The following is a 12,580-nucleotide window of genomic DNA, read 5'->3' as shown; positions in this document are numbered from 1 at the left end:
CCGGCCTGAGGATGCCACCGGTCACACCCAGAAACCCGCCACCAACGGACATACCACCCACACCACGCCCGCAGACGCCGGCCGAACCGGGCACCCAGGCGATGAGCCGGCTCGGGTTCCTTGAAACCGGGGCATCCACCCCAGCCGGACACACCGGTTTCAAGGAAGGCGAGTGGATCAAACACCAGAAACGCCGAAACGCTCCGGCCTCCGCCCCGGGACCCAACCTCTACCGCCCGCTTTGCGCCCATTCGCCAGCCGCCCTCCCAGGGAGCACACCACCAAGCAGGGGGCACACCCACCGAACAGCCCTCCACCGACGGCGACCGGCCCCTACCACGCCCGACAACCGAGGCTGGCGCCCGTCGGAACACTCCGACGGGCGCCAGCTCAGGTGCTATCCGGGCACTGCCCGGCGGGTCATGCGGATCAGTGCGCGGCTCCACCGAAGCGCTGGCGGCGACGCCAGGCCAGGGTCAGCAGCAGCATGATCGCGCCGGCGCCGACGAGGCCGCCACCGAGCTTCATGGGCGTACCCATGCTGTCACCGGTGACGGGCAGCGGCTGCTTCTTGTGCAGCACCCGCAGCTCGGCGGTGGCGGTGCGGCCGGATTCCCGGCCGGTGGCGGTGAAGGTCAGCAGACCGGTCACCGACGGCCGGTAGGACTTGGTGAACCGACCCTGGGCGTTGGTACGCGCCGTGAAGTTGAGCGGCGCGCTCGCCTGATAGGCGACCGGGGCCATGGCCACGGTGCTGCCGTCGCTGCGGCGGGCCGGCGCCTGGCCGGGAGCCGGGGCCGCCAGCGGGGTGACGGTCACCGTGATGTCGACTGTCTCGTTCGGACCGAAGCCGGTGCCGGTGAGGACGACCGTCTCGCCGAGGTAGATCGTCGGACGGTTGACTGTCAGCGACGCGAGCTGCGGCGTGTACGCCGGCGGCTGGGTCGGATCCGTGGTCGCGGACGGCGTCGGCTGCGGCTGTGCCGCCCCCGCTGCGGTCGGCACGGCCACCACGGCCAGACCGACCGTGAGCGCCATGATGATGCGGGATAGCCGCATGATTGGTTCCCTCCTACTGGTCACATCGTGGTGCGGAATGAACTTGGGTGGTCCATGGGCTGGCGGTCGGAGTCAGCCACAACTCGGCCTGCCCCACGCTGGTTTTGGCGGTCAAGACCGTCATCTCCAACGTCCGTTCAGCGCCGGGGCCGACCTCGACGTTGGCCGTGGCAACGTGGCGGCGTCGTTCGGTGCCGCTTCCGAGCGCGGTTTCCGACCCGTCGAGCCGGGCGTCGAGCACGGCGCCCCCTGCCGGGCTGAAGACCGACACCAACGTGCGAGCGGTGTACGGGTCGCCAGCCATGCCGAGGCCGAGGACGGACTCGCTGAGTCCGGACTTCGGCGCCGTGGAGCGCAGGGTCACCCGCAGCCGGAGCTCGCGGCGGCCGTCGGGCCGGCATTCGCCGACTGTCAGGTTCGCCGTCGGCCGCAGGTAGTAGCCGAGCTTCGCGCCGCTGCCGTCGTTGAGGAAGACGCCGACCGTCGGCACGGTGTCCTGTTCCGGGAGCGTCCCGGCCATCCGGCTGTCGCTGAATGTCCGCTGTTCTTCCGGTCGGGCACTCCAGAACAATATCCGGCGTTCGGTGATAGCACGGTCGAATGCGGACAACAACACCCGTGGGTTGACATTCTTCGTGAAGAAGGCGTCGAACACAGCGGCGGCGGAGGAGGCGAAGAACTCGTCCTGCTGCTTGATGTCCAGCCGCTGGTAGCTCTCGTTGAGCAGGGTCTGCACGACCTTTTCGCTGGCCAGGGGAACGCCGCCGGGCACCGCTACCGGGCCGGTGGCCTTGAGCAGGTACGACAGCACCACCGGGTCGACAGCGAGCACACCGTCGACAGTGGTGCCGGTCTTGCGGCGGAACATCTCCCGGTACAGGGATGCGGCGGTCGGGAAGTGCGGGGTGAGGTTGACGTCGGCCGGGTACATACCGGGCAGGTCCGTCCAGAGGGCCCGGGTCTCGGCGGACAGCTTCAGCGGCGGAACGAACCGGCCGAAGGAGGCGCTGCTGCCCTGACGGCCCATCCGGACCGAGCCCTTGTCGGCCTCGATCAGCGCGTACGCGCCGAACATGCCGCCGGTGGCGCGCAGCTCGGCCAGGTTCTGCGAGACCAGCAGGTATCGCCGCGAGCCGTTCGCGCCGAGCAGCGGCGGCAGCAGCCGGGCGCCCTGGTCGGCGGCGGCGGTGAGGCTGGCCAGGCGGTCGATCTCGCCGCGTAGGTCGGTGAGCGCCTGCCGGATCTGGCTGACCAGCCGGTCGGCCGGCACGGCGGCCAGGTCACGGCGGGTGCTCTGCACGGCCTCGTCGGCCTGGGACAGCTCGGCGGAGACCGCTGTGAGTTTCGCCAGGTCCAGCCGGCCGCCGGAGGGCACCAGACTGGTCAGGTCGGCGCGCAGCAGCGTGGGGAACGCGTGCCGGGCCAGGTCGTCGATGGCGACGGCGATCCGCCGGACGGCGTCGAGGTCGTCGCCGGCGAACGGGGTCCGCCGTGCGACGTGCCAGCTCGGGTCAGTCGTGGCGGACCGGGCGGCGCCGGCCTGCTCCTGGAGGGCGGCGAGGGTGCGCTGGGCGCGGTCGGTGTCCCCGCCCACCACCTGCGCGCTCAACTCCCGGGCCAGGCCGGCGGCGTTGATCAGGTGGGCGCGCGCCTGCCAGCCCCGGAAGCCCACCCACCCGCCGCTGGCCAGCAGCAGGCAGCCGGCCACCAGGCCAGCGAGCAGCGCCCGGCGCAGTCGCGCCCGGCGGCGACGCCGGGATCGGCTTCGCCGTCGACGTGGCTGTTCGCTCTCCGTCACACCACACTCCATTTCGCGGAATCGGACAGTAGGTCTGATTCCCTGACGTTCTTAACATGCCTGGGTGAAGCTCGTGCGCTTATGGCAGTTTTCGTCCTTTACGCGAGGCCTTCTCGCGGCTGCCCCACTACCTGCGGGGTCCGGCCGGCCGCCTCGTGCAGCAGGCCCTCGATCCGGTCCACCCCGGCCGGCAGGGACATCTCCCGCAGGTACGCCTCCCGGCCCCGGCGCCCCATCTCGGTGCGTGCCGACGGCGGGATGGTGGCGGCCAGCCAGAACCGGTCGGCCAGCGCCGCCCAGTCCTCCGGCGGGCAGGACAGGCCCGCTCGCGTACGTTCGACGAGCTCGGCGGTGTCACCACCGGCCGAGGCGACCACCGGCACGGCGCAGGAGAGCGCGGCCTGGAGCTTGGCCGGTACCATGCCGCGAAGCTCCGGCAGGTCGCGCAGCATGACCAGCTGGTAGTCGGCGGCGGCGTACAACTCGGGCATGTCGACAGGCGAGCGCCGCTCCAGGAAGCGGACGTTCTCCGCGCTCAACTCGGCGGCGAGCCCCCGCACCCGCCGCTCGTCAGCGCCCGAACCGACAAGGACCAGATCCATCGTGCGGTCCAGGGCCGCTGCGGCCCGTACCGCCGTCTCCAGGCCCTGGCGGGCGCCGATGGTCCCGGCATGCATGACCACGCAGCGGTCGTCGCGGCGGACCATCTGGCGGGCCGCCGCGCTTGGCGTCGCCGGATGGAAGATCCGCTCGTCGGTCCAGTTCAGCACCAGCCGGACCCGGGCCGGGTCGGCGCCGGCGGCGACCACCAGGTCCCGCATCGACGGCGCGGTCACCGCGACCCGCGCGGCGGACCGGTAGATCCGCGTCATCGCGGTGCCCAACCGTGCCGACCAGCGGTCGTCGCCCGCATCGTCCGCGCCGTCGCGCGCCCAGACGTCCTGCACGTGCAGCACCGCCGGCACCTTCGGCAGCAGCCGGAGTACGGCGGCGGTGGCGAACGTGGTGGCCGGCAACTGGAAGACGTAGAGCACATCCACGTCGCCGAGGAACCGGCGCGCGGCGAGTGAAGCGCTGCCGGCGAACGAGAGGTAGCTGGCCATCCGCGCCCCGGTGGACCCGCCGCGACCGGAGTAGCGCGGCACCCGACGGACGGACAGCCGCCGGCTGTGCGTCTCGTGATGCCAGCGCTGCCGCCAGCCTGGGTAGACGTGACCGCCCGGGTAGTCCGGAAAGCCGGTGAGCACCCTGACGTCGTGGCCCCGCGCGGACAACTCCTCGGCGAGGCTGCCGGGGATGAAGGCCGGCTCGGGTGGGAAGTGGTACGACAGGATGCCGACCTTCACGACGCCACCGCCGTCGGTCCCGGATCGACGAAGGTCGGCGCGGCACCGCGACCGGAGGGCACCCGGCCCGCGTACGATGCCGACAACCCCTCACCGCGCGGCCACCGGCGTCGACGCACCACCCTCGCGGTGCGGCGACCCGCGTCCGCACCGACGAGAGGGCTCCCGATGGTCGACCGCGTGCTGTTCGTCTGCCACGCCAACCTGTGCCGCTCACCGATGGCCGAATACGTGGCCCGTCGCCTGCTCGCCGACCGGCCGGTGCTGGTGTCCAGCGCCGGCACCGACGCGATGGACGGCATGGCCATGCATCCGTACGCCGTGGAGGTCCTAGCCGAGCACGGCGCGGACCCGGCGGCGTTCGCCAGCCGGACGCTGCGCCCTGAGTACCTGACCGAGGCGACGCTCGTGCTGACCGCGACCCGGCGCCAGCGTTCGGTCTGCACCGCGCTGGCGCCCGGTGCTCTGCACCGGACGTTCACGCTGCGCCAGTTCGGGCGGCTGGCCTCGGCGGCCGAGCCCCCCGCTGAGCCGGCCGTCGACCCGCTGCGGGCCGCGATCGCCGCCGCGGCCGAGGCCCGGGGGCGGCTGCAACCCGCCGCCCCCGACGCCGATGACCTGCGGGACCCGATCGGCGGTACGACCGCCGACTTCCGACGCTGCGCCGAGGAGATCGAACGTTCGCTACGACCCCTCGCCGCGCTCATCGGGGCAACCGGGTGAGTTCCTGGGTGCGGTCGCTGACACCGTTGACTCCGGCGTCCTCGCTGTGCCGGGCGGACGTGGCCCGGTCGGTCGGCACCGACGGCGTCGCCGTGGAGGCGACCACCCGGTAGGCCTCGTACTGGTACGCCTCGGCCTTGGGCACCTTGGCCATGTTCAGCACACAGCCGAGCAACCGCACCGACACCGAGTGCAGCGAGCGGGCAGCGGCGGCGACCTGGGTCCGTGAGGTACGGCCCTGCTGGCTGACCAGCAGCGCGCCGTCGGCCTGGACGGCCACCACGACACCGTCGGTCACCGCGAGCAGCGGCGCGGTGTCGATGATGACGATGTCGGCCGACTCGCGCAGGGCGAGCAGCAGGTCCGCCATGGCCTTGGAGCCGAGCAGTTCGCTCGGGTTCGGCGGTGCGGAGCCGCTGGGCAGCACGAGGAGGGACTTGTCGCCCCAGCGCTGCACGACGTCCCCGACCTGCACGTCGCCGACCAGCACGTCGGTGAGGCCGACACCGGCGTCCAGGCCGAGGTAGTCGTCGACCTTGGGGCGGCGCAGGTCCGCGTCGACAAGCAGCACCCTCCAGCCCGCCTCGGCCAACGCGATGGCCAGGTTGCAGGAGAGCGTGGTCTTGCCCTCGCCCTGCAGCGCGCTGGTCACGGCGATGACGCGGGCCGGTTCGTGCACGTCCACGAAACGCAGGTTGGTTCGCAACTTGCGGACCGCCTCGGCCCGCGCCGAGGTCGCCGCCTCACCGACGATCAGTGGAGCGGTGCGGGCAGTGGCCTCGAACGGGATCTCGCCGAGCAGCGGGCTTCCGGTGGCGCGTTGCAGACCTGCGGAGTCCCGCAGCCGGATGTCGGCGACGCCTCGCAGGATCGCCAGGCCGACGCCGAGCAGCAGACCGAGCAGTCCACCCAGGACGAGGTTGCGCACCGGCTGCGGGGAAACGGGGCTCGCGCTCACCCGGGGGCCGCTCACCACCTCGATCTTGATCGGCGTCTTGCCGTCGGGCGGCGTCTCGACCTTCTGTACGAGGTCGACGAACCTGGCGGCCAGGGTCTCGGTGATCCGCAACGCGCGGGCCTGATCGGTGTCGGTCACCGAGGCGCGCAGCAGGACCGTGCCGGCTTCGGTGGAGGTGCTCACCCGACGCTGCACCTCGTCCGCGGTGAGCCCGACGGGGGTCTCGGCCACCACGCTCTGCGCCAGGCGGTCGCTGCTGAGCAGGTCGGCGTAGGACTTGACGCGCTGCTGCAGGAAGAGGCCACCCTGGTAGGCCTCGCTGACGCCCTGGTTGGGGGTGGTGACGAAGAAGGTCACCGAGGCGACGTACCGGGGCTGGGCCCGTACGGTCAGGAACGCCGAGACGCCCAGGGCCACCATGACCGTGACCAGTACGACCCACCAGTGCCGACGCACGTGGCGCAATTGGCGGAGCAGGTCCATCAGGAGCGCCTCCGTGCCGGTCCGGTTACGCCAAAGAACTTCACGAAAACCCCCAAGGTCGTTTGTTAACTCGTGAAACCATTAAAGCCGCTCATACGCCTTATGTCCGGAGTTATGTATTTTCGGCGACGGCAAGTGTGCTCGCATGCCCAACCCGAGAAACGGCCATTCGGCAGCGGTGACAACGCGGAAAAGTCCACAACCGATCAAGCGGCAACCGATCGGCTCAGGTGCCGGACCACCATCGGATCGAGCCGCAACGACACGTGGCCCCGCGGTCGCCACCCGCCGACAGCACGGATAGGGTCGACGACGGTGTGCCGGGAAGCCTGGTCGGCGAGTGGATCCCTGCCGTCCCGATGCCCGAGGTGACACCGCCCGATGCACGACCACACCCCGCCGCGCCGCCGGCTGCTGACACGATCGTCCTGGCCCGAGGCCCGACACGTGGCCGACGTGCTGCGCACCGAAACCGTCGGCGGCGCCCTGCTGCTTGTCGGCGCCGTCCTCGCACTGGTCTGGGCGAACTCGCCGTGGGCCGAGTCGTACACCAGGCTCTCCGACTGGGTGCCGTGGCCCGGCGGCGCGCGCTGGCACCTCGACCTGTCCCTGGCCACCTGGGCCGCCGACGGCCTGCTGGCCATCTTCTTCTTCGTGGTCGGGCTGGAACTCAAGCGCGAGTTCGTCGCCGGCGACCTCCGCGATCCGCGACGCGCGGCGCTGCCGGTGGTCGCCGCGCTCGGCGGAATGGCGCTGCCCGCCCTGATCTACGTGGCGGTCATCCTCACCGCGGGCGGCGACGGTCTGCGCGGCTGGGCGATCCCCACCGCCACCGACATCGCGTTCGCCCTTGCCGTGCTCGCGGTGATCAGCTCGCACCTGCCCCAGGGGCTGCGCGCCTTCCTGCTCACCCTCGCCGTGGTCGACGACCTGTTCGCGATCACCATCATCGCCGTCTTCTACACCGCCGACTTCCACCCGCTGCCGCTGCTCGTCGCGCTCGCACCCATCGGGCTCTTCGCGTGGCTCGTACAACGCGGCCGTACCTGGTGGTGGGCGCTCATCCCCCTCGCGCTTGTCACCTGGGCGCTGGTGCACGCCTCCGGGGTGCACGCCACGGTCGCCGGCGTCCTGCTCGGGTTCACCGTGCCGGTGCTGGCCCGCCGACGGGGCAGCGCCACGCCCGATGGCGACAGCGGGCACCGACCTGCCGGCGGCGACAGCGGGCACGGCGGACTCGCCGCGCACCTGGAGCACCGGTGGCGCCCGGTGTCCGCCGGCGTCGCCGTACCGGTCTTCGCCCTGTTCGCCGCCGGTGTGACACTGCGCGGCACCGACCTGGGCGCCCTGCTGACCGACCCGGTGGTGATCGCCATCGTCGCCGGCCTCGTGCTCGGCAAGAGCATCGGCATCTTCGGCTCCACCTACCTGCTGGCCCGGTTCACCCGCGCCCAACTGGACGAGGACATCACCTGGCCCGACCTACTCGGCATCGCCCTGCTGGCCGGCGTCGGGTTCACCGTCTCGCTGCTCATCGGCGACCTGGCCTTCGGCGCCGGCAGCATTGCCGACGACCGGGTCAAGGCGGCAGTGCTCATCGGCTCGGTGATCTCCGCCGGTCTGGCCGCCGCCGTGCTGGTCCGCCGCAACGCCGCTTACCGACGGGTGGCCCTGCGGGAACAGGTCGACGCCGACGGCGACGGGGTGCCCGACGTGTTCCAGGAACCGGGCCGGGACTGACCGCCGCCGCACCGCGACCAGCCGTCACGCGCCGTGCTTTCCCTCGGCCACCTGCCGCTGCTCCTGGCGGATCTCCCGGCCCAGGAAATAGTTCAGCGCCGTCCGGATCGCGGCGATCGCCGCCAACTGGCCGATCTGGGCGAACGACGGCGACACGGCGGTCCGCAGCACGTCCGCCGCCAGCTGAAACTCCAGGCCGAGGGTCAGGAACCGGCCCAGCGACAGCCGGATCGGGGTGAACACGGCGGCGGTGCGGTGTCGCAGCCCCTCGACCACGAACCGCACCGCCGCCCAGAGCGCACCCACGAAGATCACCAGGGCTCCGGCGACCTCCACCACGGCGACCAGCACCTCGTCGCCCTGACGTAGCAGCTCCGCCGGCTCCACAGGGTGCCGACTACCCGCCCCCGGGGCAGGTAGTCGGTGCGGCCACCGCGCGCTGGCTCGCCGCAGCCGGGCACCCTGCTCAGGTCAGGTCCTTCACCGCCTCCAGGACCAGCCAAAGGCCCGAGATGGCGAAGAGCACCGCCGCGACGTACTTGATGGTCTTCTCCGGCAGCCGGCGGCCCAACATCCGGCCCACAAGGATGGCCAGCGCGTCCGCTGCCACCATGCCGATCGTCGAGCCCAGCCACGTGCCGAACCAGCCGTACTGGGTGGCCAGGGTGATCGTCGCCAACATCGTCTTGTCGCCCAACTCGGCCAGGAAGAAGGCCACCGAAACCGCAACGATGGCGGTCTTGTCGGTCTTTTCGGCCTTTTGCTTCTCCTCATCGGTGAGCTTGTCGCCGCGCAGCGTCCACGCGCCGAAGCCGAGGAACGCCACACCGGCGACAAGGGAGATCCACTCCGTGGGCAGCACGGCGCCCAGACCCGACCCGATGGCGACCGACGCCAGGTGCACCACCGCCGTGGCGACAGTGATGCCGATCAGCACCGGAATGGGCTTGAACCGCGTGGCGAAGGTCAACGCCATCAGCTGAGACTTGTCTCCCAGCTCGGCGACGAAGATGACGCCGAAACTGACGACGAGCGCGACGAGGAAACCCTCCATGACGTCCTTCCCGATCACACCGGGAGGAGGTACAGGGGCGCCCTCGACCCGGCTGCAACAGCCTGAGTCGAAGGTCTCGCCCGCCTCGGAAACCGAGGCCGCATGGCCGGGTGCGGAACGCACCAGTATGTCGACCACGACATTGAGGGCTACTCCCCTTCGCGCGACCAGCCTAGCCGATCACCGCCGGCCCCGCCGAGACGGGTGACCCCGCCTCAGCACGCCCGGGCGAGGGTCACCCCGAACAGCCCTTGCGGGTCGGTCCAGAACTCCGACGCCACGAAGCCGGCCGCCCCCAGCTCAGCGGCGATCCCCTCCGGGCGGAACTTCGCCGACACCTCGGTACGCAGCTCCTCCCCCTCGGCGAACTCCACTGTCAGGTCCAGCACCCGGACGCGCATCGGTCGCGTCGCCCGCAGCCGCATCTCGATCCACTCGTGGCTCGGATCCCAGCGCGCCACGTGCGTGAACGCGTCCGGGTCGAAATCGGCGCCCAACTCCCGGTTGATCACGTGCAGGACGTTGCGGTTGAACTCGGCGGTCACCCCCGCCGCGTCGTCGTACGCGGGCACGATCACCGCCGGGTCCTTCACCAGGTCGGTGCCGAGCAACAGCCAGTCGCCGGCCTCCAGCGCGGCACGCATCGCGGCCAGGAACTCGGCCCGCTCAGCAGGTAGCAGGTTGCCGATGGTGCCGCCGAGAAACGCCACAAGCCGCCGACCGCCGGTGGGCAGCCGATCGAGCTGGCGGGTGAAGTCTCCGACGATGCCCCGGACCCGCAGCCCCGGATAGTCGGCGGCGATCTGCGCTGTCGACCCTGCCAGCGCGCTCACCGACACGTCGAGCGGGACGAACGTGCCCAGCCCGCCCTGGCGGGTGAACGCGTCCAACAGCAGCCGGGTCTTCTCCGACGAACCCGAGCCCAGCTCGATCAGGGTCTTGGCACCGGTCACCGCCGCGATGTCGTCGGCGTGCTCGGCCAACACCACCCGCTCGGCCCGCGTCGGGTAGTACTCGGGCAACCGGGTGATCTCCTCGAACAACTCGCTGCCCCGGGAGTCGTAGAACCACTTCGGCGGCAGCCACTTCGCCGCCGCGGTCAGCCCGGCCCGGACGTCCTCGCGCAGGCCACGCTCCAGATCCTGCTGCTCAAGGTAGATCTCCAACGGCTCAGCGGTCATCGGTCCTGCCTCTCTGCTCATCAACACGTGCCGCACGGCCGGCTCACCGGGCCGGCAATGGGCGTACCCGCACCTCGTCCACGGTGGCGACGACCAACTGCCCGTCGGGCACCGGTCGCCACCCCGGGTCGTCGTCGTGTGGCTCGGAGGCGAGCAGCACCGAACCCGGCTGCGCGCGCACCGACAGCGCGTGCCCGAACACACTCGCCACCACCTGCCGCCCATCGGTGAGCAGCAGGTTCAGCCGCGACCCCGGAGCTGCCGCAGCGACGTCGGCCACCGTCCGCGCGACCGCCTCCGCCGGATCGTCACCGGCACGCAGCCGATGCCGCACAAGCGCCCACAGCAGCGCCGAGTCGGTGGCCGCGTCCAAGGTCAACAGGTCACGCACCGGCAGGGCCGAGGCGAGCGGCACCACAGCGTCCGGCCAGCCCCGGACCACACCGTTGTGGCTGAACAGCCACCGCCCCTCGGCGAACGGCGCGGCAGCCCCGTCGAGCACCGCCATCCCGACCGTTGCCGAACGGACCGCCGCCAGCACCGCGCCGGCCCGCGTCACCGCCGCGAGATCGGCGATCGTCGGATCGCTCCAGATCGGCTGGGCACGCCGGTAACGCACCGGATCACCATCGCCCGGATACCAGCCGACACCGAAACCGTCGGCGTTGATCGTGCCGCCACCCCGCATGTCGCGCGGCGCCCACGACTGACGCATCAGCGAGTACGGCGGGTCGAACAGCACCTCAGCCAGCGTGACCGGCGGACCCAGGTAGGCCAGGTGACGACACATCAGCGCGCCCCACCCGCCCGACGCCCCCTCACCGGCCCGACTCGCCCGGACCGGCGTCGCGGGCGCAGCGGAAACCGCTGAAGATCTGCCGCCGGATCGGATAGTCCCAGTTACGGAACGTCCCCCGGCAGGCGGACCGGTCCGTGCCGAACGAGCCACCGCGCAACACCCGGTAGTCGTCGCCGAAGAAGACCTCCGAATACTCCCGGTAGGGAAACGCGGTGAAGCCCGGATGCCCGTCGAACGTGCTCGACGTCCACTCCCAGACGTCCCCGATGAGCTGGTGCACACCCAACGGCGACGCCCCCGCCGGGTACGCGCCCACGGGCGCCGGCCGCAGATGACGCTGATCCAGATTGGCGTACGCCTCGGTCGGGTCCTCGTCGCCCCACGGGTACCGCCGGGACCGGCCGGTCACCGGATCCCACCGGGCAGCCTTCTCCCACTCCGCCTCCGTCGGCAGACGCTTACCAGCCCAGGCGGCGTACGCCTGCGCCTCGTACCAGCACACGTGCACCACAGGCTCGTCGGCGCGGACCGGGTCCCACCTGCCGAACCGCCGGTACGCCCAGCCGGCCCCGTCCCGACGCCAGTGCATCGGCGCCACGAGCTGCTCCCGGACCCGGTGCTCCCAGCCGGCCGCACTCCACCAGCGCGGATCGGAGTAGCCCCCGTCGTCGATGAAAGCCTGGTACGCGCCGTTCGTGACCGGCGCCGCGTCGATGACGTACGCGGGCAGGTCGACACGATGCGCGGGCCGCTCGTTGTCCAACGCCCACGGGTCCGTGTCGGTGCCCATCGTGAACTCGCCGGCCGGCACCAGCACCTCACCGCCGACAGCCAGGCGCGGCTCGGGCGGCGGCGGGGCGTGCAGCACCGCCGGCCCCGAACGCAACTGATGGGTGGCGAGCATCGTCTCGTCGTGCTGCTGCTCGTGCTGGACGATCATGCCGAACGCGAACCCGTCGGCCACCAGCGGCCGGTCGGTGAAACGCACAGTGTCGAGCAGGTCGTGCACCTTGTCGCGGACCGTACTCAGATAGGCGCGCGCCTCCGCCGGCGGCAGCAACGGCAGCGCCGGACGATCCCGGCGGGGCTGCTTGAACGCGTCGTACAACTCGTCGATGTCACACCGGACCGGCTCCCGACCGCCGACATCACGGACCAGCCACAGCTCCTCCTGGTTACCGACATGCGCCAGGTCCCAGACCAGCGGCGACATCAGCGGCGAGTGCTGACGCATCAGGTCATCGTCATCCACCGCCTCCGTCAACAGAGCCGTGCGGGACCGGGCGCGCGCCAACTCCGCAGCGATCCGTCCCCGCAACCGCTCACCCCCCACCTGGTCTGCTCCCGACTGCGGGGCTCGCAACCCCGGCTCACTCCTCGCGGTCACCGCGCCGCCCTCCGCTCCCGACTGCGGGGCTCGCAACCCCGGCTCACTCCTC

The 12,580-nt window shown here is 71.5% G+C and carries 11 protein-coding genes; 2 read left to right on the top strand and 9 right to left on the bottom strand.

The window, feature by feature from the left end; genetic code table 11:
* Positions 1-429: 429 nt before the first annotated feature.
* From ADK66_RS26815 to ADK66_RS26805, 3 genes are all read right to left on the bottom strand, one after another.
* Positions 430-1,059, bottom strand: coding sequence for a hypothetical protein (locus ADK66_RS26815; protein ID WP_053660146.1), 630 nt, complete (start codon positions 1,057-1,059; stop codon positions 430-432).
* Positions 1,060-1,072: 13 nt separating this feature from the next.
* Positions 1,073-2,857: a DUF4012 domain-containing protein gene (locus tag ADK66_RS26810; RefSeq protein WP_231640213.1), complete on the bottom strand. Its 1,785-nt coding sequence runs from the start codon at positions 2,855-2,857 to the stop codon at positions 1,073-1,075.
* Positions 2,858-2,955: 98 nt separating this feature from the next.
* The gene (locus tag ADK66_RS26805; RefSeq protein WP_053660140.1) at positions 2,956-4,203 is read right to left on the bottom strand and encodes a glycosyltransferase family 4 protein; all 1,248 of its coding nucleotides are present in this window, start codon (positions 4,201-4,203) and stop codon (positions 2,956-2,958) included.
* 168 nt (positions 4,204-4,371) lie between these two features.
* Here ADK66_RS26805 and ADK66_RS26800 point away from each other — a divergent pair, with 168 nt between their 5' ends.
* Positions 4,372-4,926: a protein-tyrosine-phosphatase gene (locus ADK66_RS26800; protein ID WP_053660138.1), complete on the top strand. Its 555-nt coding sequence runs from the start codon at positions 4,372-4,374 to the stop codon at positions 4,924-4,926.
* Here ADK66_RS26800 and ADK66_RS26795 read toward each other — a convergent pair.
* Positions 4,907-6,367, bottom strand: coding sequence for a polysaccharide biosynthesis tyrosine autokinase (locus ADK66_RS26795; RefSeq protein ID WP_053660136.1), 1,461 nt, complete (start codon positions 6,365-6,367; stop codon positions 4,907-4,909). The genes ADK66_RS26800 and ADK66_RS26795 overlap by 20 nt on opposite strands.
* Before the next feature lie 381 nt (positions 6,368-6,748).
* Here ADK66_RS26795 and nhaA point away from each other — a divergent pair, with 381 nt between their 5' ends.
* On the top strand, positions 6,749-8,107 hold the full coding sequence (gene nhaA, locus ADK66_RS26790; RefSeq protein ID WP_053660134.1) for a Na+/H+ antiporter NhaA: 1,359 nt from the start codon (positions 6,749-6,751) through the stop codon (positions 8,105-8,107).
* Positions 8,108-8,131: 24 nt separating this feature from the next.
* Here nhaA and ADK66_RS26785 read toward each other — a convergent pair whose 3' ends face one another.
* From ADK66_RS26785 to egtB, 5 genes are all read right to left on the bottom strand, one after another.
* A complete protein-coding gene (locus tag ADK66_RS26785) occupies positions 8,132-8,494 on the bottom strand; it encodes a DUF1622 domain-containing protein (RefSeq protein ID WP_053660132.1) in 363 nt (120 codons plus the stop codon).
* 79 nt (positions 8,495-8,573) lie between these two features.
* On the bottom strand, positions 8,574-9,161 hold the full coding sequence (locus tag ADK66_RS26780) for a TMEM165/GDT1 family protein (protein WP_053660148.1): 588 nt from the start codon (positions 9,159-9,161) through the stop codon (positions 8,574-8,576).
* 215 nt (positions 9,162-9,376) lie between these two features.
* On the bottom strand, positions 9,377-10,342 hold the full coding sequence (egtD, locus tag ADK66_RS26775; protein ID WP_053660130.1) for an L-histidine N(alpha)-methyltransferase: 966 nt from the start codon (positions 10,340-10,342) through the stop codon (positions 9,377-9,379).
* A gap of 43 nt (positions 10,343-10,385) precedes the next feature.
* Positions 10,386-11,132 carry an ergothioneine biosynthesis protein EgtC gene (gene egtC, locus ADK66_RS26770; RefSeq protein ID WP_053660128.1) on the bottom strand — a complete coding sequence of 249 codons (747 nt, stop codon included), beginning with the start codon at positions 11,130-11,132 and terminating at the stop codon, positions 10,386-10,388.
* A 28-nt stretch (positions 11,133-11,160) separates the two neighbouring features.
* Positions 11,161-12,504, bottom strand: coding sequence for an ergothioneine biosynthesis protein EgtB (gene egtB, locus ADK66_RS26765; protein WP_053660124.1), 1,344 nt, complete (start codon positions 12,502-12,504; stop codon positions 11,161-11,163).
* Positions 12,505-12,580 lie beyond the last annotated feature (76 nt).

The sequence above is a fragment of the Micromonospora sp. NRRL B-16802 genome, assembly GCF_001279555.1.
Classification (GTDB): domain Bacteria; phylum Actinomycetota; class Actinomycetes; order Mycobacteriales; family Micromonosporaceae; genus Micromonospora; species Micromonospora profundi.
The sequence above is the reverse complement of the archived record's forward strand: the minus strand, read 5'-3'. Positions and strand labels throughout refer to the sequence as shown.

What these genes read in the sequence shown, in the direction of transcription:
- ADK66_RS26815 (WP_053660146.1), bottom strand. Translation starts at nt 1,059, where the DNA reads ATGCGGCTATCCCGCATCATCATGGCGCTCACGGTCGGTCTGGCCGTG.
- ADK66_RS26795 (WP_053660136.1), bottom strand. Translation starts at nt 6,367, where the DNA reads ATGGACCTGCTCCGCCAATTGCGCCACGTGCGTCGGCACTGGTGGGTC.
- ADK66_RS26800 (WP_053660138.1), top strand. Translation starts at nt 4,372, where the DNA reads ATGGTCGACCGCGTGCTGTTCGTCTGCCACGCCAACCTGTGCCGCTCA.
- nhaA (WP_053660134.1), top strand. Translation starts at nt 6,749, where the DNA reads ATGCACGACCACACCCCGCCGCGCCGCCGGCTGCTGACACGATCGTCC.
- egtC (WP_053660128.1), bottom strand. Translation starts at nt 11,132, where the DNA reads ATGTGTCGTCACCTGGCCTACCTGGGTCCGCCGGTCACGCTGGCTGAG.
- ADK66_RS26780 (WP_053660148.1), bottom strand. Translation starts at nt 9,161, where the DNA reads ATGGAGGGTTTCCTCGTCGCGCTCGTCGTCAGTTTCGGCGTCATCTTC.
- egtD (WP_053660130.1), bottom strand. Translation starts at nt 10,342, where the DNA reads ATGACCGCTGAGCCGTTGGAGATCTACCTTGAGCAGCAGGATCTGGAG.